Raw genomic sequence first — 19,997 nt, 5'->3', positions numbered from 1 at the left:
CAGCGCTCGGCCGTCCGCGGCGTCGGACCGGTCACGCCGGAGCGCGGAGGGCGGGCTTCCTCTGCGGCCTCGCCGGGTCGCGCCGCTAGGATCTCGACCATGCGCTCGCCCTCCTCACCGGTCGACCCGGGGTTCGACGTCGTCGTCCTCGGTGCCGGGCTGAACTCCCTGAACCTCACCATCGCCTTCCACCAGCAGTACGGCATGCGGTGCACCACGGTGGTGCGGGTCCCGGTGGCGATGAACGAGCACACGGTCACCAGCGATCAGCTGGTGCTCGGGGCGGAGGCCTCCGACGAGGAGATGCGCGACGCCCTGCTGACGCTGGCGGCCCAGCGTCCCGCGGGACGGCCGGCACTGCTGCTGACCAATGCCGATTCCCTGATCGAGTTCATCGACCGTTTCCGCGGCGAGCTCGAGGAGCACTACGTGCTCGCTCAGGTGGACGGTGCGCTCCTCGCCCGCCTCGCCGACAAGGCGGACTTCGCGCAGCTCTGCGAGGAGCTGGGAATCGGCACGGTGCCCACCGTGACCGTCGACTTCTCCCGGGCCGAGGAGCCGGACTGGAACGGGGAGCGGGAGCTGCCCTGGTCCTATCCGGTGGTCGGCAAGGCCGCGAACACCGCCGAGTACCACCACGTGCATTTCGACGGCAAGCGCAAGGTGTTCTTTCTGGAGACCCCCGAGGAGCACCTCGACCTGGTGCGTCGCCTGCACGGGGCCGGCTTCACCGGCCGGTTCTTGTTCCAGGAGCTGATCCCGGGCGACGACACCGCCGAACGCTCGATCACCGCCTACCGCTCCTCGCGGGGGAAAGTCACCCTGCTGTGCGCCGCACAGGTGCTGCTGGGCGAGCACACGCCCGATGCGCTGGGGCGGCCCGCCGCGATGGTCACCGGTGATTTCCCGAGCCTCACCGCGGCCGCGGAACGGTTCCTGGACGCCGTGGACTACGTCGGCTTCGCCAACTTCGACGTGAAGGTCGACCCCCGCACCGGCCGGGAGTGCTTCTTCGAGATCAACCCGCGGATCGGCCGCAACAACTACTACGTGACGGCGGCCGGGGAGAGCGTGGCCCGTCATGTCGTCGCCGACCGCCTGGAGGAGCGGGACCTCGACCAGGTGGTGGTCACTCGTGAGATCCTCTACTCGATCCTGCCGGTGCGCCTGGTGCTGCGGTATCTGCGCGATCCCGCCCTGCGCGAGCACATCCGCCGCGTGGCGCGCACGGGGCTGCGCAACCCCTTCCGGTACCGTCCGGAGGGACTGTGGATGCGCGCGTACTCCGTCGTCTCCGGGGTGAATTTCGTGCGCAAGTACCGCACCGTCTATCCCCGCCCCACCGATACCGGCTTCTGAGCCCGGGAAGGATCCTGCCCGATGCCCGACACCCCCTCCCACCCCTTCGCCGCCGTCCCCACCCCGGGGGTGGACCTGGTGCTGCTCGGCGGGGACATCGGGATCTACGCCCTCGCCCGTGCCTTCCACGAGAAGTACGGCACGACTGCCACGGTCGTGACCCGCAAGGTCGCCGGCCCCGTCGCCCACTCCACGATCCTGCGCACCCACGAGCTCGGCATGGCCGCCACCGAGGGGCAGATGATCGAGGCGCTCGTGCAGATCGGGGCCGACAAGGCCTCCCGGCCCGGCGGCGCCCGCCCGGTGCTGCTGGCCAACGCCGACTTCCTGGTCGCCCTGCTGGCCGCGCACCGCGAGCGCCTCGGCGAGTACTACCACCTGCCCCTGCTCGGCGATGACGTGCTGCGCGCAGTCGCCGACAAGGCGATCTTCTCCGAGCGGTGCACCGAGATCGGCGTGCCCACCCCGCGCACCGTCGTGCTCGACTTCGGCGACGGCTCCGCACCGGAGGTCCCGGAGCTGGACCTGGGCTGGCCGCTGGTCGCGAAGGCCTCCCGCTCCTCGGCGTACAACGCGGTCTCCTTCCCGGGCAAGCGCAAGGTCTTCGAGATCGCGGACCGACCCCAGCTGGTGGACCTGATCGAGCGGCTGACCGCGGCCGGGTACCGCGACCGCTTCGTGCTCCAGGAGATGATCCCGGGGGATGACACGGCGATGCTGTCGGTGACCGCGTACGTGGACACCCGTGGCGAGGTGACCCTGCTGGGCGGGGCGCAGGTGCTGCTCGAGGAGCACACCCCCGGAGCCCTCGGGAACCCGGCCGCGATGTACACCACCGATCTGCCCGAGGTGTTCGAGCAGTCGGTGCGCTTCCTCGAGCACACGGGGTACCGGGGCTACGCGAACTTCGACGTGAAGATCGACCCGCGCGACGGCACGGCGAAGTTCTTCGAGGTCAACCCCCGCATCGGTCGTAACAACCACTACATGACCGCGGCCGGCGCGAACGTCGCCGAGCCCGTGGTCGCCGATCTCGTCGAGGACCGCGGGATCACCCGGATGGTGCCGCGCGAGGAGGTCCTCTACTCGATCGTGCCGTGGTTCCTGCTGCGCCGTTATCTCATCGACCCGGACCTGCGCGCGCGGGTCCGGGAGATCGGTCGTCGCCGTACCGTCAACCCGCTCGCCTATTCCGTCGAGGGGATCAGGCGCCGTCTCTACGTGCTCGCGGCGAAGGCCAACCAGGTCAAGAAGTTCCTGCAGCACTACCCGCGGCCGTCGGCCGACGGCTTCTGAGCCGCCGCACCCGGACCGTGCCGATCCCCGCGGCGGTCGACATCCTCCGGTGACGTCCCTACCCTGACCGGTATGAGCACAGCGACGTTCACCCTGACCTCGTCCGCGACCCCCGACGGCAGCGTGGTCGCTCCCCAGCAGCTGGTGGAGAACCTCGGCGGCGAGAACCTCTCCCCCGACCTCACCTGGTCCGGCGCCCCGGAGGGCACGCGCTCCTACGCGCTCACGCTCTTCGACCCGGACGCCCCCACCGGCTCCGGGTTCTGGCACTGGATCGCCTGGGACCTCCCCGCGGACACCACCTCCCTGCCGCTGGGGGTGGACCGCGACGAACCCGGCCTCCAGCAGGCCGTCAACGACTTCGGGAAGGTCGGCTACGACGGCCCCGAGCCGCCCGCCGGCCCCTCGCACCGCTACGTGTTCACCGTGCACGCCCTGCCGGTCGAGAGCCTCGGCGCCGACCCGGAGGCCCCGCACGTCGGCACCCGCTTCGCCCTGTTCACCCAGCAGCTGGCCTCCGCGTCGCTCACAGCCCATTACCAGGTGAAGGGCTGAAACACCAGGGGGGAACACTCCGCGACCTGTCGGGCGCGCCCCGTCGCCCCGCCCGACCTGCAGTCGTAATCTCGAACCATGAGGTCGACGACAATCCGCACGGAGTGCGTGGAGCGAGGATCAGACCGGAGGCTGACCCCGTTCATCCGCTCGGAGGACGCCGTGAGCGTCCACGGGTGCGAGTCTTCAGGGGTGAACCTGACCAGGATGCGCCCCGCCGAGCGGACCGGCACCCCGCAGCGCCCCGTGCGCGTGCTGCTGACCACCGATTGGTGGGAACCCGTCGTCAACGGCGTCGTGGCCTCCGTGGCGACGCTGCGGCGTGAGCTGCTCGCCCTCGGCTGCGACGTCCGTGTGCTGACCCTCTCGCAGGGGATGCGCACCCGCAGCGAGGAGGGCGTCTACCGGATCGGCTCCGTCTCGGCGGGGCTGTTCTACGACCGGGCGCGCATCGGGATGCCGGGCAGCCGCCGGGTGCTGCGCGAGATCGTGCGCTGGGGACCGGACGTCATCCATTCCCAGTGCGAGTTCTCCACGCACGTGTGGGCACGGCGGATCGCCAGGACCCTCGGGGCGCCGCTGGTGCACACGTACCACACGATCTACGAGGACTACACCCATTACTACTCCCCCAGCCGCACCGTCGGCCGGAAGGTCGTCGCGACCTTCTCGCGCCGCGTGCTGGCGGGGACCGACGCCGTCATCGCGCCGACCGCGAAGGTGGCGCGACTGCTGGACGGGTACGGGGTGCATCGTCCCCTCCACGTCGTCCCCACCGGGCTCGACCTGCAGCGCTTCCGCCCCGCCCGCTCCGCGGCCGAGCGCGCCGACGTCGCCGCGCTGCGCGAGCGCCTCTGCATCACCGCCGAGCAGAAGGTGCTGGTCTCCGTGTGCCGCCTGGCCAAGGAGAAGAACCTCGACGAGGTGCTGGACCTGGTCGCGGCCGCCGACCGTGAGGACACCGTGCTGGTGCTGGTGGGCGAGGGGCCGTATCGCGAGGAGCTCGAGGCCCACGCCGAGGCGCTCGGGATCGCCGATCGCGTCCGCTTCGCCGGGGTGGTCGATCCCGCCGAGGTGCAGCGCTGGTACCGCATCGGCGACGCCTTCGTCAGCGCCTCGCGCAGCGAGACCCAGGGCCTGACCTTCATCGAGGCCCTGGCCAGCGGCCTGCCGCTGCTGTGCCGTCGGGATCCCTCCCTGGCCAGCGTCGTGATCGCGGGACGCACCGGCTGGCAGTACGAGACCTCGGCCGAGTTCTCGGCCCGGCTCGAGACCTTGCTGGATGATCCGGCCCTGCGGCGCACGATGTCCGCGGAGGCCGCCGAGCACGCACGTGCCACCTGCGGCGCCTCGGAGTTCGGGCGCGCCGTGCTCGCGGTGTACCAGCAGGTCCTGCGGCGCCGCTCGCCGCAGATCATCGCCACGAAGGCCGTGGCGGCATGAGCACCCTGACCGGCTCCGTGCCCGTCGTGTCCGCTCCGCACCGCTCGGTGCAGGAGGCGCCCACCCGCACCACGCCGCGCGTCCCCGCGGAGCACGCTGCGCCGCCGCGTCGCGACCCCCTGCGCTTCGCGGCCAAGCTGTCGCCGCTGCTGGGCCTCGCCGTCAGCATCGGCCTGGTGGCCTGGGGTCTGCAGACCGGGGTGCTGCAATCGCTGGAGAACCTGCAGGCGTTCATCGATTCGCTGGGTGCCTGGGGCCCGATCGTCTTCCTCGTCGTCTCCGCCGCCTCGGTGGTGTTCCCCATCGTCCCCGGCGGCCTGCTGGTCATCGCCGGTCCCGTCCTGTTCGGCGCGGTCGAGGGGACGCTGTACAACTATCTCGCCGTGTGCGCCGGCTCCCTGCTGAACTTCCTCATCGCCCGCCACGTCGGGCTCGCCCTGATCGAGCGGATCTTCCCCACCAGGACGGTCGAGAAGTTCCTGGGCTGGACCCGCAACGCCCACTTCACGCGGGCCTTCGCGCTCGCGATCGCCCTGCCGATCGCCCCGGACGACCTGCTCTGCTACATCGCTGGCACCACCCGTATGCGCTGGCGCACCTATGCCCTGATCATCCTGCTGTGCAAGCCGTGGGCCCTGATCGCGTACGGCCTCGGGGTCAGCGCAGTCATCCTGCGCTTCCTGCCCTGGTGAACGGAGAACCACCATGTACATGAAGACCCGCGCCGTCAGGCGCCCCCGTCGGCCCTGGGAGCGTGCCGCGCGCCGGCTCGAGAAGACGCTCCATTCGGTGCTGCCGGGCCGCCAGCCGCGCCGCAACGTGCGCGCCGGCGAGCCGCTGCGGGTGCTGATGCCCCGCGGCCTGTCGAGCCTCGCCCGCGAGTCCGGCATCGGTGCCGCGATGCGCCATCAGGAGACCGCGGTGCTCTCCCTGGGGCACCGAGTGGTCACCAACCCCCTGCGCCCCTTCGACGTCGTACACCTGAACACCCCGTTCCCGGACACGCCGCTGATCGCGCGGTGGGCCCGAGTGTGGCGTCGCCCGGTGCTGATGTGGGCGCACTCGACCGAGGACGACTTCCGCGACTCCTTCCCGGGCGCCAATGCCCTCGCCCCCACCTTCCGCCGCTGGATCGCGCATCTGTACCGCCGAGGGGACGCCGTGGTGACCCCCAGCGAGTACTCCCGCGAGCTGATCGCGGCGCCGAAGTACGGCATCTCCGCGCCGGTCCACGTGCTCTCCAACGGGGTCGACACCACGTTCTTCCGCCCCGATCCCTCCGCCCGCGCGAGGCTGCGGGAGTCCCTGGGCCTCCCCGAGGACGCCACGGTGGTGCTCAGCGTGGGCATGCAGCTGGTGCGCAAGGGGATCCTGGACTGGGTGGAGGTCGCCCGCCGACTGCCCGAGGTGACCTTCGTCTGGTACGGGCGCACCGATGAACGGCTGCTGACGGCCGACGTCCAGCGCGCGCTGGCCACCGCGCCCGCCAACGCCCTGTTCCCCGGGTACGTCAGCGCGGAGCAACTGCGGGAGTCCTACTGCGGCGCCGACGCCTTCTGCTTCCTGACCAAGGAGGAGACCGAGGGGATCGTGCTGTGGGAGGCGCTGGCCTGCGAGGTGCCCGCGCTGGTGCGCGCGATCCCCCTGTACCGCGACCGGATGCCCGACGGGGTGCTCACGCACCAGGTCGCCGGGGACGGCCCGGGATTCGCCGGGGACGTCGCCGCCCACCTGTCGGCGCTGCTGGCCGGTGAGCTGAAGGATCTCACCGCCGCGGGGCGCCGGGCCGCCCAGGACGTGGACCTCGGTCAGGTCGCCCGGGATCTGCAGGAGATCTACCGGGTCACGGGAGTGCGCCCGCACCGGCGGACGCGGACCCTCAGCGCCGACGCTGGGGGCGCCACAGCACGAGCGCTCCCGCCTCGCGCCGCCGGGGACGCTCGCCCCGACGCAGTGCGCTGATCTCCCCGTCGCGGTCCGCGGCGAAGACGCGCCGTTGGGCGGGGGTCAGGGAGTCGAGGGACTCCTGGACGCTCTCGAGCTGCTCGGCGAGGTCGCTGACCTCGTCCTGCAGCTCGAGGATCCGCTTGATCCCGGCGAGGTTGATGCCCTCGTCCTGGGAGAGCCGCTGCACCTCGCGCAGTGCGGCCACGTCGCGCGCGCTGTAGCGGCGACCGCGGCCACGGGTGCGCTGCGGGGAGACCAGTCCGATGCGGTCGTACTGGCGCAGGGTCTGGGGGTGCATCCCCGAGAGCTCGGCCGCCACGGAGATGACGAACACGGGAGCTCGCTCGTCGATGCGGTGCTGGGCTGCCATGTCCGGTGCTCCTTCCTGCGTGTCGTGCGACCGCTGCCTGCGCCTTCCACTCTCCCACGTCGCGGGCCGCGGCCCGGTGAGATGACCGGGCCGCGCGTTGCGGAGCTCAGTGCGCCGCGGCCTCGGCGAGCCCGGCGCGCGGGTCCTCGTCGGCCAGCGCCTCGCGCAGGTCCTCGACGGCCTGCTTGGCCTTGCCCTCGACGTGTGTGGGGACGGCGACCTGCACGGTGACCAGGAGGTCGCCGGTGGTCTTCTTGGTGACCAGTCCCTTCCCGCGCACCCGCAGGGTGCGGCCGGAGGGGGTGCCCGCCGGCACCTTGAGGGTCACGGTGCCTCCGTCGAGCAGGGGCACGGAGACCTTCGTGCCGAGCACCGCCTCGTCGAAGGAGACCGGCAGCGTCAGGTGCAGGTTCGCACCCTCGCTGCTGAACACGGGATGCTCGTCGACGTCGAGGGTCAGCAGCAGGTCGCCCGCGGGGGCGCCACCCGGTCCGGGGCGGCCCTTGCCGCGCAGGCGGATCTTCTGCCCGTCGTGCACGCCGGCGGGGATCCGGGTGGTCACGGAGCGTCCGTCGACGTTCAGCCGGATCTCGGTGCCCAGCGCGGCGTCGCGGAAGCTGATGCGGGTGCGGGCCGAGAGGTCGGAACCCTTCGCGGGGGCGCCGCCGGAGCCGCCCGGGAAGCCGCCGCCCGCGAAACCGGCCGTGCCGCCGCCCTGGCCGAACATGCGCAGGATGTCGTCCAGGTCCGGGTTCGCCGCGCCGCCGGCCCCTCCGGGACCGGGCCGCGCGCCGCCCGGGAAACCTCCGCCCTGGCCTCCGAACATGGAGGAGAAGACGTCTTCGAAGCCGGCGCCGCCGGGGCCTCCCTGGCCCGCGGAGAAGCGGGCGCCGCCGGAGCCCATGGCGCGGATGGCGTCGTACTGCTCGCGCTGCTCGGCGTCGTTGAGCACCGAGTACGCCTCGCCGATCTCCTTGAACTTCTCCTCGGCCTTCGGGTCGTCGGCGTGATGGTCGGGGTGGTACTTCCTGGCCTGTGTGCGGTAGGCCTTCTTGATCTCCTGCGCGCTCGCGTCCTTCGAGACGCCGAGGACCGCGTAGAAGTCCTTGTCGAGCCAGTCCTGTGAGGACATGCGCGTCTCCTTCCGGGAGCGTCAGGTACTTCGTGGGGTCGTGGGGTTCAGCGGGTGCGGGGCCTGCCGGCCGGTCATCGGCCGGCAGGCCCCGCACCGCCTTGAGGGTGGTCGCGCTCGGACCGGGTGGATCAGGCGGGGCCGCGGGTCCCGACGCGGGCCGGGCGCAGCACCCGGTCGTTCATCGAGTATCCCGGCTGGATGACCAGCGAGATGGTCGCCGTCTCGACGTCCTCGGCCTCCTCGTGCATGAGCGCCTCGTGGAGGTTCGGATCGAACTCCTCCCCGACGGCGCCGAAGCGCTTGAGACCGTGGGTGGCGAGGGTGTCCTCGAGCTTCTGGGCGATCGCCTGGAAGGGGGTGCCCTCGGCGATGTCGCCGTGCTGGCGGCCCGCCTCGACGTCGTCCAGGACGCTGATGAGCGAGGTCAGGACACGGCCGACGGCCGCCTCCTTGCCGGACTCCGCCTGGGCCTCGATACGTCGACGGGAGTTGACGTACTCGGCCTGCTCGCGCTTGAGCTCCTCGGAGAGCTCGGTGACCTTGCCCTCCAGCTCGGCGACGCGCCCGGCATCGGCCGGGACGGGGTCCTGGCCGCCCTCGGCCGCCTGCTCGTAGAGCGATGCGGCCTCGGCGTCGATCGGATCCACCGGCTGCGCCGGATCGGCGGGGGTGTCCCCGGAGGGACGGACGGTGCCGTCCTCCGGGTTCACCTTCCGCTTGTCGGTGAAGGAGAACCTCGGCTCGTCCTCGGGGCGCTCGGCGTCATCCGGGGTGCTTCGGTCCTCGGTCATCACTTCTTCTCCTCGTCCTCGTCCACGATCTCCGCGTCGACCACGTCATCGTCGTCCGACGACGCGCCGGCCTCGCCCTCGGGAGCACCCTCGGCGCCCTCGGCACCGTCCTCGGCCTGCGAGTAGATCGCGGTGCCGACGGCCTGCAGGGCCTCGTTCAGGGTGTCGCGCTTGGCCTCGAGGTCGCTGGTCTCGGACTCCTCCTTGGCCAGCTCGTCCTTGGCCTCCTTGATCGCGTCCTCGGCCTTCGTCCTGTCGGCGTCGGCGATCTTGTCCTCGTTGTCCTTGAGCAGCTTCTCGCCCTGGTAGACCAGCTGCTCGAGGGTGTTGCGGGCGTCGGCGTTCTTGCGGCGCTCCTCGTCCTCGGCGGCGTGGGCCTCGGCGTCCTTCACCATGCGGTCGATGTCCTCGTCGGACAGGGCGGAGCCGCCGGTGATCTGGATGGACTGCTCGTTGTTCGTGCCGCGGTCCTTCGCGGTCACGTGCACGATGCCGTTGGAGTCGATGTCGAAGGTGACCTCGACCTGCGGGATGCCGCGCGGGGCCGGGGCGATGCCGGTCAGCTCGAAGGTGCCGAGCATCTTGTTGTCCCGGGTGAACTGACGCTCGCCCTGGAACACCTGGATCGCCACGGAGGGCTGGTTGTCCTCGGCGGTGGAGAAGACCTCGGAGGTCTTGGTCGGGATGGCCGCGTTGCGCTCGATGAGCTTGGTCATCACGCCACCCTTGGTCTCGATGCCGAGGGACAGCGGGGTGACGTCCATGAGCAGGACGTCCTTGCGCTCGCCCTTGATGACGGCGGCCTGCAGCGCGGCGCCGACGGCGACGACCTCATCGGGGTTGACCGACTTGTTCGGCTCCTTGCCGCCGGTCAGCGACTTCACGACCTCGGTGACGGCCGGCATGCGGGTCGAGCCGCCCACCAGGACCACGTGGTCGATGTCGGCGACCTTGATGCCGGCGTCCTTGATCACCTGGTGGAAGGGCGCCTTGGTGCGCTCGAGCAGATCCGAGGTCATGTCCTCGAACTGGGCGCGCGAGAGCTTCTCGTCCAGGTGCAGCGGGCCGTTCTCGGTCATCGACAGGTACTGCAGCGAGATGCTGGTGGAGGTCGAGGAGCTCAGCTCCTTCTTGGCCTGCTCGGCGGCCTCCTTGAGGCGCTGCAGAGCGATGCGGTCCTTGGACAGGTCCACACCCTCCTTGTTCTTGACCTGGGAGATCAGCCAGTCGACGACCTTCTGGTCCCAGTCGTCGCCGCCGAGACGGTTGTCGCCGGCGGTGGCCTGGACCTGGACGGTCGAGCCCTCGTCGTCCTTGCTCACCTCGAGCAGGGAGACGTCGAAGGTGCCGCCGCCGAGGTCGAAGACCAGGATCTGCTCGTCGTCGTTGCCCTTCTCGAGGCCGTAGGCGAGAGCCGCGGCGGTGGGCTCGTTGATGATGCGCAGCACGTTGAGGCCGGCGATGGTGCCGGCGTCCTTCGTGGCCTGGCGCTCGGAGTCGGAGAAGTACGCGGGGACCGTGACGACCGCGTCGGTCACGGACTCACCCAGGTAGGACTCGGCGTCCTTCTTGAGCTTGCCGAGGATGCGCGCGGAGACCTCCTGCGCGGTGTACTTCTTGTCGTCGATCTCCGTGCTCCAGTCCGTGCCCATGTGGCGCTTGACGGAGGCGATCGTGCGATCGACGTTGGTGACGGCCTGACGCTTGGCGACCTCACCGACCAGGACCTCGCCCTGCTTGGAGAAGGCGACGACCGACGGCGTGGTGCGCGAGCCCTCGGCGTTGGCGATCACCGTGGGCTGGCCGCCCTCGAGGACGGAGACGGCGGAGTTGGTGGTACCGAGGTCGATTCCGACGACACGGGACATGGGTGCCTGCCTTTCTGCGACTCAGGGGCCGCACGGTTTCCTGCGATGCCCGCCGACCCGGAGGCCGACGGCAAGACTTGAGCTGTACGCACTCAAGTAGAGAACTCGCGGCGAGCGTTGTCAATCCGAGGGCCCTCGAACTTGAGTACACCAGACTCAACCTTGCCGGGGCCAGGTTCATTCCCGGCCTCGCGCCGTGTGAGCGACGCCACGTGTACGCGTGTGGGTTCCGACCCCCGGACGGCCCCGCCCCGTCGTCGACCACGCACCCCGAGCCCTCCTGACTCGCCCCGATATCTTCCCGGTGGGTGTCTCCGGGCGACCACACCTCCGAGGATCGAGACCGCCCGCACGGCGGTGGGTGCTGAATCACAGAGCATCGTGCTCCTCGCGCTTGACCCCGACGTGACGTCAGGGCCTTCGCTGAACGCATGCCACTCGTCGCACTCGCCTATTACGCCTCTCATCTGCTGAGCCTGCTCGGCAACGGCATCGCCTCCGTGGCGCTGCCGCTGATCGTCCTGCAGACCACGGGCAGCCCGCTGGGCATGTCCGCCCTGGCCACCGCGACCGCGATCCCCTCCGTCGTGGTCGGCCTCCTCAGCGGGGTGATCATCGACCGGATCAACAGGCGCACGGCCTCGGTGGTCTCGGACGTCATCTCCGCCGTGGCGATCGCGGCGCTGCCGCTCGTGGACATGCTGTGGGGACTCGACCTGGTGTGGTTCATCCTGCTCGGCATCCTGGGCGCGTTCGGTGACGTGCCCGGCATGACCGCCCGTGAGGTCCTCGCTCCCATGGTGGCCCGGCACACCGGTCTGGATCTGCGGCGCGTGGTGGGCATGCGGCAGACCCTGACCTCCGTCGCCTTGGTGATCGGCCCCGCTGCCGCCGGCGTGCTGCTGGCCGCCGTCGACGCCATGGCCGTTCTGTGGATCACGGCGGCGACCTCCGCCCTCGCCGCGCTGCTGACCCGGATGCTGCCGCGTCGCCTCGGGAAGGTCGACTCCTCCCGCGGCGTGCGTCGGCCCCTGATGCGGGAGCTCGTCGATGGCCTGCTGTTCGTGGGCAGGAGCCGCTTCCTGCTGGGCACGACAGTCCTGGTCCTGGGTCTGGCCGTCGCTCTCGGAGGACTGCAGGGACTGGTGATGCCGGTGTACTTCGACCTCATCTCCCGCCCCGACCTGCTGGGCCTCGTCCTCACCGCCCTCGCAGCCGGGATGCTGCTCGGAGCAACGGTCTACAGCGCCCTCGGAGCCCGGTTGTCGTCGCGGGCATGGCTGTCGGCGGGTTTCGTCGTCACCTCCGTGGGGTTCGCGCTGATGGCCTCGCTCCTCTCCCCGGCGGTAGTGTTCGCCGGGGCGGCGGCCCTGGGGCTCGGCAATGCCGTGGTCGGTGCGGTCACCGGTGTCCTGCAGGTCCAGCACACCCCTGCTGCTCTCCTCGGACGGGTGCTCAGCGTCAAGACGGCACTGCTGACGGTTGCCGCGCCGGCGGGGATCGCTCTGGCGGGTGTGCTCGCCGAGCTCGGCTCGCCGCTGCTGGCCGGGGTCGGTGTGACCGGGGTGTGGATCGTGGTCCTGCTGGCCGTGATCGGTTCGCGTACCCTGCACGATCTGGATCCGAAGGAGATGGCCGATGCTCAGCAGTGAACTCGCCGACCTGGCCGGCGTCACCGTGCGCACGCTGCGCCACTATCACCAGATCGGGCTGCTGCCCGAGCCGCCGCGAACATCCGGGGACTACCGGCAGTACGACGTCGGCCATCTCGTGCGCGTCCTGCGCATCACACGGCTGACGGCTCTGGGCGTCCCCCTGTCCGCTCTCCCCGAGGTGCTGGACGATCCCACGACAGCCGAGACGCTGCTCGAGCAGCTCGATCGCCAGGCCGCGGCCGAGATCGAACGCCTCACCGCCCGCCGAGCCAGCATCGGCGTGCTGCGCAGCACCGGGGCCCCTCCAGACCTGCCGCCGGAGCTCTCCGCCTCGCAGGCGGCACCCGGTCCGGGCGTGCCCGATCACATGGTCAGGTACGAGCGTGAGCAGCTCATCCTGATCGCTCATCTGCTCGGGGAGAAGGGGACAGCAGGTCTGGCCGCCCTGCTCGATGTCCCGGACGACTCCAGAGCGGCCTTGGCCGCGCTGACCGAGCGTTTCTACGCCCTCGATGCGGACACCTCGGACCACGAGGTCGAGGCACTGATCGAGGAATGGGTCGAGCAGATCCGGCCGCTCCTGGAGACCGCAAAGGACTTGTCGTCCCCCGACCCTCTCGCCACCGAGCTGCTCGACCAGCTGGGCGCCCGCGACCTCCGCCCGGTGCAGCACCGCGCAGTGCGCGCCCTCCAGCAACGTCTGGCACCGGAACAGCCCCGCGCACAGGGGCTGCCGCGTCCATAGGCGAGGTCTGACTGGAAACCAGGCCATAGGTCAGGTCAAGCCGTCTCCGACCCGTGCGGCAGTCCCGCCCTCGAACTTCACCAGTCCCCGGATAACGTGTGGCCATGGGACGGAAGCAGTCGAATCCAGCCGAATTGCACGTATACGACCCCGAGTGGCCACGCCAGGCTCAACGTCGTCTCGACGTAGTACGCGAACGACTGGCAGACATTCCGGGCGCCGCCGACGCGCGCTACGACCACATCGGTTCCACCGCCGTGCCTGGACTTGCAGCCAAGCCGAACCTTGATCTCCAGATCCGCATCCTTCCATTGCCCGCGGACGACGCCTTGTCCGAACGTCTCGGAGACCTGGGATACGTGCGGGCTCGAGGGGCGCGCCCGGACTCCCCGGGCGTCTACCGCGACATCCCGCGCGGATCGGAGGTCGTAGACGATGCTGTCTGGGAGAAATCGATCTTCGTGCACCGGCCCGACCGAGTCATCGTGCACGTGCGGCGCTCTGATTCTCCCTGGGGGCGATACGCCGTCTGGTTCCGGGACTGGCTACGGGCACATCCCGGCCAGCGCGACAGGTACGAAGCGACGAAGAGACGTCTCAGCGAAGAGAATGCCGGCAAAGACGACTACGACGTTTACACCCGTGCGAAGACTGAGTTCTTCGACGAGGTCCAAGCAGAGTTCGAGCGTTGGGCACACCGTACTCGGGACGCCGAGGGATGAACAGAGGAGCGGCCCGGAACGGCGAAGTGACACGCTGGGCCGGTATGGACGGCATCGCACTGCAGGACATCGCCCGCACGCGCGCCGAGGAGCTGCCTGCCGCCGAGATCAGCCAACCCTTCGGGCCGGAGTACGACGTGGCGAAGGTGGTCGGCCGGATGTTCCTGCTGCTCACCGAGGTGCGAGGAGTCCCGGTGGTGGTGCTGAAAGCGGAACCGCGAGACTCCGAGGCGCTGCGCCAGAACCATCCGGACATCACTCCCGGCTATCACATGAACAAGCGCCACTGGATCACCCTCGAACCTGGCGGAGGCCTCGACGCGGAGTTCGTGCGGGAGCTCGTCACCGACTCATACCTGCTCGTCGTCGACGGCCTGCCCCGTGCGAAGCGACCCGTGGATCCGGACGCCTTCCTCGCCTCGGGTAGCGGCCCCGGATGACCTGACGAGACCGTCGTCGTGATCGCGTGCGCGATTCCGATCGTGCTGATCCCGAGAGAGCGTAGGTCCTGGCTGAAGAGGCCGTTATCGACTTCTCCGCCGCGCTCCCGGATCTCGTTCGTCCTGACGAGCGGCACTCACCGACCAGCAGGCGTCGTCCCCTCGGACATCGCCCGTGACCGGGCCCGTTCGAACAGCTGGTTCAGATCATGCTGATACCGGGCGATCAGATCCGGATCAGCCGCTTCGACCTGCTGACCGATCCGGTCCAGCGCCTCATCCAGCTCTTGCGAAAGTCCGTCGTGCCCGTGCGGAAAGATGGAGCCGACGGCCCGGTAGGCGGGCTCGGTGGCAGATGCTCCGTCCCAGTGGCCCACTGTGAGGCCGAGGGCCGCGAGTGCCGGGTCGTGGGTCGCATCGACCAGGAGCCATTGGCCCCCGAGAAGCACCTGGACGGCCGTGTGGACATCGGAATCGACGGACAGATCATGCTGCACTGCCACCAGGACGGGCAGTTCGTACTCCCAGGAAACCAGCCGGCACTCGATGCCGACATCGCTCAGCTCCTCGGCGAGCAAGTCAGCCTTGGCGACGCAGTTCCCTCTCCCCCGCTCGCGCAAGCTGGCTGCGTCGTGCGCGGCGGCCGTGTCATACGGCAAGTTGCGCACGGTCTCGTAGATCTCGACACGCTGAGCTTCATTGGTCACCACGCCATCCTGCCTCGCCTGCCCGGCGCCCGTGGGAAGCACTGTGATGCCTCGGGATACAGGCGACATGCAGCCCGATCGGATCCCGTCGTGTGAGCCTCCGACCAGCCGCAGTAGGGTGGCGCGATGACTCGGCTGCTCGCAGTGACCGCCTCCTCTCCCGGTGCGGGGAAATCCACCCTGTGCGACGGCCTGGTCGCTTGGCTGCGGGCGCAGGGCCTTCGCGTGGACCATTTCCGAGAGGAGGAGGTCCTCACGCGGGAGGCTTTCGCGCCCTTGGCGCAGGAGTTCAGTGCCGGTGGCGAGGTGCAGCTGTCCACGCTCCTCGACACCACGGAAGACTATTTGGGCCGACTCGATGCCCAAGGGGTCGATGTCGCGGTCACCGACGCGCTCGTGCCGTTCATCCCCTCACTGCGAGGGTGGGGCCACGACGAATCGGGGATCGCGGATTTCCTCCGTGACCTGGAGGCTCGCCTGATGGGATCAGATCCGATCGTGGTGTATCTCGACGAGGAACCGCCCCGTGCCCTGGCCCGCGCGATCGAGCGCGAAGGGCCTGCCTGGCAGGACTGGTTCCTGACCAAGCTCGGCTCCTATCCCGTCGAACCGCCGGTACGTGACCTCGAGGGCGCCCACGCCTACTTCCGGTACGAACGCACGGTGACACTGCGACTGCTGGAGGATCTCCCGTGGCAGGTGATCGTGGTCCCACAGTCGGATCCGCCGTCGGCGGCCGACGTGCTGCACACCGCCCGCCGACAGCTCGAGCCCCTTCTCGTGCCGCCGGCGAACCCTGGACCGTGATCCACGCGGCGCCGCTCTCCGACCGGCTCCGTCGGGAAGTCGCCGCCCGGGTCGGCCCGGACGGTCACGTGCTGGTGCTGGATCGTTCCGAGGTCGGGATCCGGCGGACTCGAGCCACCTGCGACGACGAGATCGCCGCCGGGATGCTCTCCACCTTGTGCGCTCCCGTCGAGGATTTCGAGCTCGACGCGTCCACTGCATCATTCGATCTCGCCTTCGCCTGTCGGGTCGGCGCGCTCGACGGTCGCCATCCGCATCTGCGTGCCCGTGCTCTCGCGAACATCGCACGTGCCCTCGTCCCAGGTGGCAGCTTGTATCTCGACACCGGGTCTCCGCTGAGGGCGATCACGCTCGGCTGAGTCGCACCGTCCGTCGCCCGGCGACGGCGTCTCCGCCGGCGCGCCCCCGGCGGACCATCTCGTCGATCCACAGCGGAGCGAACGGTGAGGTGCAGTTCGGCGGTGTCGGGTAGTCCTTGAGCACCTCGAGCCGTTCGCCGATGCCGCGGGCCCGCTCCCGCAGCTCGGGGTTCGTGATCCCGATCTGGGCGAGGCAGGTGTTCATCGCCCACTGCAACCGCTCGGGGGCGTCCTTCATCCTGGCCTCGATGAGGTCGAGCAGAGCGGACTGGTCGATGCCCTCGGGATTCTTCACCACGCGGTCGCTCGTCAGCGCCCAGCCGGCACTGGCCACCACGGGGTGGTCGTCGGCGAACCAGGCCTCGCGCAGCTCCTCGCGGTGAGGGCCCTTCAGGACGAGATAGTTGACGAGCTAGTCGTGCACCTTGGGGGACCCAGCGTCGCGGAGCATCCCATCGAGCTCGTCGCGGTCGTAATGCTTCGGGCGGGAGATCAGGATCGCAAGCAGCTTCGCCGCCGTGTCCTCGGTCGCCCACAGCTCGCGCGCCAGGTCTGGCCGGGCCTTCAGCCGCTTGGCCACGGCACGGAGCTTCGTGAGATTCACGCCGTGATCCTCGCCGTGCCGCTCGTTGACCGCGCGGACCTTCGGGTCCTCGAGCGCGGCCAGCTCTGCCATCACCCCGTCCCGTGACGTGGTGACGTCGGTGGTCTCCTGCGTCGTCGGCGCCATCGGGGCTCCTCCCCCTGGGTGTTTCCCAGTGTAGGCCGCCGGCTGCCTCCGGGCCCGGGAGGCGCTCCGCGCCGACGCGCCCCCGCGTGCCCTCAGCTCCACCCGGTGAGCTGGGCGAACATCAGGAAGCCGAGCGAGATCAGCACCCAGAGGCCCAGCAGCGGCGCGTAGAACCGCACCCAGCGGTTCCACGGCACCCGACCCACGGCGAGCGCCGCCATGAAGTACCCGGAGGTGGGGTAGATCAGGTTCGTCATGCCGTCGCCGGTCTGGTAGGCGAGCACGGCGCTCTGCCGCGTCACGCCCAGGAGGTCGGACAGCGGCGCGAGCACCGGGAGGGTCACCAGCGCCTGCCCCGAGCCGGAAGGGACGATCAGGTTGAAGACCGCCTGCACGAGGAACATCCCGACGACGAACAGCACCGGCGGCAGGAACCCGACCGATTCGCCGAGCCCGAACACGAGGGTGTCGAGGATGTTGCCGTCCTCGAGGACGATCGCGACGCCGCGGGCGACACCGACGATGATCGCCCCGGCGAGGACGTCGCGCAGGCCCTGGTCGAAGGCCTCGGCCATGTCGCTGGTTCTCATGCCGGCGACCAGGCCCACGACGATGGCGATCAGGATGAACATCCCCGCGAACTCGGGGAAGAACCATCCCTGGGTGATGATGCCCCACACCAGCACGCCCGCGAGCAGGAGCAGGGCGATGCCGGCGGCCTTCTGCCGGGTGGAGAACTGCGGGACGGCGTCGAGATCGAGCCGGTCCCGCTCCCGCACGGTGGTGTCGGCATGGCCGTGCAGCACGGATCGCGTCGGATCCGCGGCGACTCGCCGCGCATACCAGATGATGTAGCCGACGGCGGTGGCGAGATAGGCGAGGTACAGCGCGATGCGCAGGCCGATGCCGGAGAACGGCTCGAGACCGGCGATCTGCTGGCCCAGCCCGGTGTTGATGGGGTTGAGGAAGCCCGCTGCGAAACCGGCGCCGGTGCCGAGCAGCGCGACGGCGACCGCGACCACCCGGTCGTAGCCGAGGCTGAGGATCAGCGGCAGGATCGCCGGGATGTACACGAGCGAGAGCTCGGGCACCCCGATGAAGCTCGCGATCAGCGAGAAGACGACCATCAGCGCGGGAATGACCGCCACGCCGCGGCCGGCGAAGAGGCGGGCGACGGCCGCGAGGGCGACGTCGATCAGGCCGGTGCGCCGCACCACCTCGAACATGCCGCCGATGGTGAAGACGAAGAAGACGATCGCCCCGGCGTCGACGAGCCCGCGCGGGATCGCGGTGAGCAGCTCGATCGCGCTCACAGGTGACTGTTCGACGAAGGAGAAGCTGTCGGGATCGACCACCTCTTGGCCGTCCGGACCGGGGACGCGCTCGTACAGACCTGCCGGGACGATCCAGCTCAGCACCGCGGCGAGCAGGGCGAACAGGACGAGGATGACGTAGACGTGGGGGAAGCGATCCTTCGGCGCGGTCTCGTCGGTGACGGGCGCGTCGGCTGCGGGGGTGCTCATGATGCTCCGGTGGTGATCGACGTCGGTCAGGCGCTGGAGGGGTCGCCCGGCACGGTGCCCACAGCCCTCACCCATAAGGTGCGATACATGCTCACACAAGCACGAATGAGGGGTCAGGACACATGCTCCGCCGGCGACCGGATCACAGCGGGAGCTTGAACCCCACGTGGCTCGCGCGATAGCCGAGCCGTTCGTAGAAGCGGTGCGCATCAGCGCGCGACGTGTCGGTGGTCAATTGCGCGAGGGCCGCTCCGTGCTCCCGGCCCCAGTCGTGCGCCCAGGCGAACAGGGCGGCACCCAGTCCCTCACCGCGCATCGAGGCGTCGACCCGCACGGCCTCGATCTGGAGTCGGGTGGCACCGCCGCGCGAGAGAGAAGGGATCAGCGTGAGCTGCATCGTGGCGACGGCGCGCCCCTCACCGTCCCGAGCGACGATCAGGGATTGGCTGTCGTCACGGTCGATCCGCGCGAAGGCGCTCTCGTAGGGCTCCATCCGTCCGCTCTCCCGATCGCGCCCCAGGACGTCGTCGGCGAGGAGGGCGATGATCTCCGGCAGGTCGTCCACGGCGGCGCGGGCGATCGTGACGCGCCGTCCGGCGAGCTCCAGGGTGTGCATGCGAACCATTGTCCCCGGCGAGAGCGGTTCGGCGCGGGCGAACCTCGAGGACAATGATCCCATGTCCTCCACCGACCTCCCTCCTGCCTCGCGTCGCAGCGCGCAGCTGAGCGTCTCCGACCAGCCCGCGTGGATCGTCAAGGACGAGGTCGACGGCGGGTGGGTGCTGCAGATCGGTGGGGTCGAGCAGTCGCACGTGGACCTCGCCGACCCCACGCACATCGTCCACGAGTACCTGCGACGGATGGCGAACGTGCTGGATGCTGCATGGCCGACCCGTCGGCCGCTGCGTATCGCGCACCTGGGCGCGGGGGCGCTCACGCTGGCGCGGTACGTGCAGGTCACCCGACCCGCCTCGCAGCAGGTGGTGATCGAGATCGAGCGGGAGCTGCCCACGCTGGTGACCTCGGCGCTGCCGATGCCGGCCGGGACCGAGCTGGAGATCGTGATCGGGGATGCCCGGGAGCAGCTGGCGGCGATGGGAGCGCGTCGTTTCGAGGCGATCGTGGTGGACGTGTTCTCCGGCGAGTCCTCGCCCGCGCACCTCGCGACCCAGGACTTCTATCGCGAGGCGCTCGGCCAGCTGGAAGCCGACGGGATGCTGCTGGTCAACGTCGGTGACGACGCCGGGCAGCGATTCCTGGCCCGGCAGGTGCGCGAGCTCGAGGACGCTGCGGCCGAGGAGTGCCTGTCGGGGGTGTGGACGCTGACGCACGCCTCGCTGCTGACGCGGCCGGCCGACGGGAACATGGTGCTGCTGGCCGGCGGCGCGCTCTCCTCCCCCGACATCGACGAGTGGCGCCGGGCCTGGATGCAGGCGGGGCCGCATCCGGCCGCGGTGCTGGATCCGGCGGAGACGCTCGAGGCGTTCCGGGAGATCGGCGGGGGCCGCCCGCGGTGAGAAGAGTCTGACGCCCGCCCTCGTTGTA

At 70.1% G+C, this 19,997-nt stretch carries 20 protein-coding genes and 1 pseudogene; 13 read left to right on the top strand and 8 right to left on the bottom strand.

What is annotated here, in order from left to right; all coding sequences use genetic code 11:
- Nucleotides 1–99 precede the first annotated feature (99 nt).
- From JOF43_RS11495 to JOF43_RS11470, 6 genes are all read left to right on the top strand, one after another.
- The gene (locus JOF43_RS11495; RefSeq protein ID WP_209902141.1) at nt 100–1,359 is read left to right on the top strand and encodes a carboxylate--amine ligase; all 1,260 of its coding nucleotides are present in this window, start codon (nt 100–102) and stop codon (nt 1,357–1,359) included.
- A 21-nt stretch (nt 1,360–1,380) separates the two neighbouring features.
- A complete protein-coding gene (locus JOF43_RS11490; RefSeq protein ID WP_209902139.1) occupies nt 1,381–2,655 on the top strand; it encodes a carboxylate--amine ligase in 1,275 nt (424 codons plus the stop codon).
- A gap of 72 nt (nt 2,656–2,727) precedes the next feature.
- Nucleotides 2,728–3,210: a YbhB/YbcL family Raf kinase inhibitor-like protein gene (locus tag JOF43_RS11485; protein WP_209902137.1), complete on the top strand. Its 483-nt coding sequence runs from the start codon at nt 2,728–2,730 to the stop codon at nt 3,208–3,210.
- 192 nt (nt 3,211–3,402) lie between these two features.
- The gene (locus JOF43_RS11480) at nt 3,403–4,653 is read left to right on the top strand and encodes a glycosyltransferase family 4 protein (RefSeq protein WP_342592158.1); all 1,251 of its coding nucleotides are present in this window, start codon (nt 3,403–3,405) and stop codon (nt 4,651–4,653) included.
- The gene (locus tag JOF43_RS11475; protein ID WP_209902135.1) at nt 4,650–5,345 is read left to right on the top strand and encodes a TVP38/TMEM64 family protein; all 696 of its coding nucleotides are present in this window, start codon (nt 4,650–4,652) and stop codon (nt 5,343–5,345) included. The genes JOF43_RS11480 and JOF43_RS11475 overlap by 4 nt, the downstream gene beginning before the upstream one ends.
- Before the next feature lie 13 nt (nt 5,346–5,358).
- Entirely contained in the window at nt 5,359–6,615 is a 1,257-nt protein-coding gene (locus tag JOF43_RS11470) for a glycosyltransferase (RefSeq protein ID WP_245354085.1), read from the top strand.
- Here the strand turns inward: JOF43_RS11470 and JOF43_RS11465 are convergent.
- The 4 genes from JOF43_RS11465 to dnaK form a co-directional block, all read right to left on the bottom strand.
- Nucleotides 6,533–6,970, bottom strand: a complete 438-nt coding sequence (locus tag JOF43_RS11465; RefSeq protein WP_209902134.1) for a heat shock protein transcriptional repressor HspR — start codon at nt 6,968–6,970, stop codon at nt 6,533–6,535. The two genes, JOF43_RS11470 and JOF43_RS11465, sit on opposite strands and share 83 nt — an antisense overlap.
- 106 nt (nt 6,971–7,076) lie before the next feature.
- Nucleotides 7,077–8,102 (bottom strand): DnaJ C-terminal domain-containing protein, encoded by a 1,026-nt coding sequence (locus JOF43_RS11460; protein ID WP_209902132.1) that lies wholly within the window; start codon nt 8,100–8,102, stop codon nt 7,077–7,079.
- Between the two features lie 131 nt (nt 8,103–8,233).
- On the bottom strand, nt 8,234–8,896 hold the full coding sequence (locus tag JOF43_RS11455) for a nucleotide exchange factor GrpE (protein WP_209902130.1): 663 nt from the start codon (nt 8,894–8,896) through the stop codon (nt 8,234–8,236).
- Nucleotides 8,896–10,764, bottom strand: coding sequence for a molecular chaperone DnaK (gene dnaK, locus JOF43_RS11450; RefSeq protein ID WP_209902128.1), 1,869 nt, complete (start codon nt 10,762–10,764; stop codon nt 8,896–8,898). Before dnaK ends, JOF43_RS11455 begins: the two co-directional genes overlap by 1 nt.
- Nucleotides 10,765–11,195: 431 nt before the next feature.
- Between dnaK and JOF43_RS11445 the strand changes: the two genes are divergently transcribed.
- From JOF43_RS11445 to JOF43_RS11430, 4 genes are all read left to right on the top strand, one after another.
- A complete protein-coding gene (locus JOF43_RS11445) occupies nt 11,196–12,416 on the top strand; it encodes an MFS transporter (RefSeq protein WP_209902126.1) in 1,221 nt (406 codons plus the stop codon).
- Entirely contained in the window at nt 12,403–13,164 is a 762-nt protein-coding gene (locus tag JOF43_RS11440) for a MerR family transcriptional regulator (RefSeq protein WP_209902124.1), read from the top strand. Before JOF43_RS11445 ends, JOF43_RS11440 begins: the two co-directional genes overlap by 14 nt.
- A gap of 104 nt (nt 13,165–13,268) precedes the next feature.
- Nucleotides 13,269–13,886: a GrpB family protein gene (locus tag JOF43_RS11435; RefSeq protein ID WP_209902122.1), complete on the top strand. Its 618-nt coding sequence runs from the start codon at nt 13,269–13,271 to the stop codon at nt 13,884–13,886.
- Nucleotides 13,887–13,930: 44 nt separating this feature from the next.
- Nucleotides 13,931–14,326: an MmcQ/YjbR family DNA-binding protein gene (locus JOF43_RS11430; protein WP_209902120.1), complete on the top strand. Its 396-nt coding sequence runs from the start codon at nt 13,931–13,933 to the stop codon at nt 14,324–14,326.
- A gap of 137 nt (nt 14,327–14,463) precedes the next feature.
- Here the strand turns inward: JOF43_RS11430 and JOF43_RS11425 are convergent, their stop codons facing one another.
- A complete protein-coding gene (locus tag JOF43_RS11425; protein WP_209902118.1) occupies nt 14,464–15,033 on the bottom strand; it encodes a transglutaminase-like domain-containing protein in 570 nt (189 codons plus the stop codon).
- 126 nt (nt 15,034–15,159) lie between these two features.
- Between JOF43_RS11425 and JOF43_RS11420 the strand changes: the two genes are divergently transcribed.
- Together JOF43_RS11420 and JOF43_RS11415 are read left to right on the top strand one after the other, a co-directional pair.
- Nucleotides 15,160–15,840: a hypothetical protein gene (locus JOF43_RS11420; protein ID WP_209902116.1), complete on the top strand. Its 681-nt coding sequence runs from the start codon at nt 15,160–15,162 to the stop codon at nt 15,838–15,840.
- A complete protein-coding gene (locus tag JOF43_RS11415; RefSeq protein WP_209902114.1) occupies nt 15,837–16,199 on the top strand; it encodes a class I SAM-dependent methyltransferase in 363 nt (120 codons plus the stop codon). Before JOF43_RS11420 ends, JOF43_RS11415 begins: the two co-directional genes overlap by 4 nt.
- Here JOF43_RS11415 and JOF43_RS11410 read toward each other — a convergent pair.
- From JOF43_RS11410 to JOF43_RS11400, 3 genes and pseudogenes are all read right to left on the bottom strand, one after another.
- A pseudogene (locus tag JOF43_RS11410) lies at nt 16,186–16,929 on the bottom strand (DNA alkylation repair protein). The gene JOF43_RS11415 and the pseudogene JOF43_RS11410 overlap by 14 nt on opposite strands.
- A 92-nt stretch (nt 16,930–17,021) precedes the next feature.
- Entirely contained in the window at nt 17,022–18,452 is a 1,431-nt protein-coding gene (locus JOF43_RS11405) for a YfcC family protein (RefSeq protein WP_209902112.1), read from the bottom strand.
- A 142-nt stretch (nt 18,453–18,594) separates the two neighbouring features.
- Entirely contained in the window at nt 18,595–19,068 is a 474-nt protein-coding gene (locus JOF43_RS11400; protein WP_209902110.1) for a GNAT family N-acetyltransferase, read from the bottom strand.
- 61 nt (nt 19,069–19,129) lie between these two features.
- Between JOF43_RS11400 and JOF43_RS11395 the strand changes: the two genes are divergently transcribed.
- Complete coding sequence (locus tag JOF43_RS11395; protein ID WP_209902108.1) at nt 19,130–19,969, top strand: spermidine synthase; 840 nt, start codon at nt 19,130–19,132, stop codon at nt 19,967–19,969.
- Nucleotides 19,970–19,997: the final 28 nt, after the last annotated feature.

Origin of the sequence: Brachybacterium sacelli (assembly GCF_017876545.1) — a bacterium.
GTDB lineage: Bacteria > Actinomycetota > Actinomycetes > Actinomycetales > Dermabacteraceae > Brachybacterium > Brachybacterium sacelli.
Note: the sequence above shows the minus strand (reverse complement) of the source record. Positions and strands in the feature narration are given on the sequence as shown.

Coding starts and splice junctions, on each gene's coding strand:
- JOF43_RS11495 (WP_209902141.1), top strand. CDS start 100: ATGCGCTCGCCCTCCTCACCGGTCGACCCGGGGTTCGACGTCGTCGTC.
- JOF43_RS11490 (WP_209902139.1), top strand. CDS start 1,381: ATGCCCGACACCCCCTCCCACCCCTTCGCCGCCGTCCCCACCCCGGGG.
- JOF43_RS11485 (WP_209902137.1), top strand. CDS start 2,728: ATGAGCACAGCGACGTTCACCCTGACCTCGTCCGCGACCCCCGACGGC.
- JOF43_RS11475 (WP_209902135.1), top strand. CDS start 4,650: ATGAGCACCCTGACCGGCTCCGTGCCCGTCGTGTCCGCTCCGCACCGC.
- JOF43_RS11470 (WP_245354085.1), top strand. CDS start 5,359: ATGTACATGAAGACCCGCGCCGTCAGGCGCCCCCGTCGGCCCTGGGAG.
- JOF43_RS11465 (WP_209902134.1), bottom strand. CDS start 6,970: ATGGCAGCCCAGCACCGCATCGACGAGCGAGCTCCCGTGTTCGTCATC.
- JOF43_RS11460 (WP_209902132.1), bottom strand. CDS start 8,102: ATGTCCTCACAGGACTGGCTCGACAAGGACTTCTACGCGGTCCTCGGC.
- JOF43_RS11455 (WP_209902130.1), bottom strand. CDS start 8,896: ATGACCGAGGACCGAAGCACCCCGGATGACGCCGAGCGCCCCGAGGAC.
- dnaK (WP_209902128.1), bottom strand. CDS start 10,764: ATGTCCCGTGTCGTCGGAATCGACCTCGGTACCACCAACTCCGCCGTC.
- JOF43_RS11445 (WP_209902126.1), top strand. CDS start 11,196: ATGCCACTCGTCGCACTCGCCTATTACGCCTCTCATCTGCTGAGCCTG.
- JOF43_RS11440 (WP_209902124.1), top strand. CDS start 12,403: ATGCTCAGCAGTGAACTCGCCGACCTGGCCGGCGTCACCGTGCGCACG.
- JOF43_RS11435 (WP_209902122.1), top strand. CDS start 13,269: ATGGGACGGAAGCAGTCGAATCCAGCCGAATTGCACGTATACGACCCC.
- JOF43_RS11430 (WP_209902120.1), top strand. CDS start 13,931: ATGGACGGCATCGCACTGCAGGACATCGCCCGCACGCGCGCCGAGGAG.
- JOF43_RS11420 (WP_209902116.1), top strand. CDS start 15,160: ATGACTCGGCTGCTCGCAGTGACCGCCTCCTCTCCCGGTGCGGGGAAA.
- JOF43_RS11405 (WP_209902112.1), bottom strand. CDS start 18,452: ATGAGCACCCCCGCAGCCGACGCGCCCGTCACCGACGAGACCGCGCCG.
- JOF43_RS11400 (WP_209902110.1), bottom strand. CDS start 19,068: ATGCACACCCTGGAGCTCGCCGGACGGCGCGTCACGATCGCCCGCGCC.
- JOF43_RS11395 (WP_209902108.1), top strand. CDS start 19,130: ATGTCCTCCACCGACCTCCCTCCTGCCTCGCGTCGCAGCGCGCAGCTG.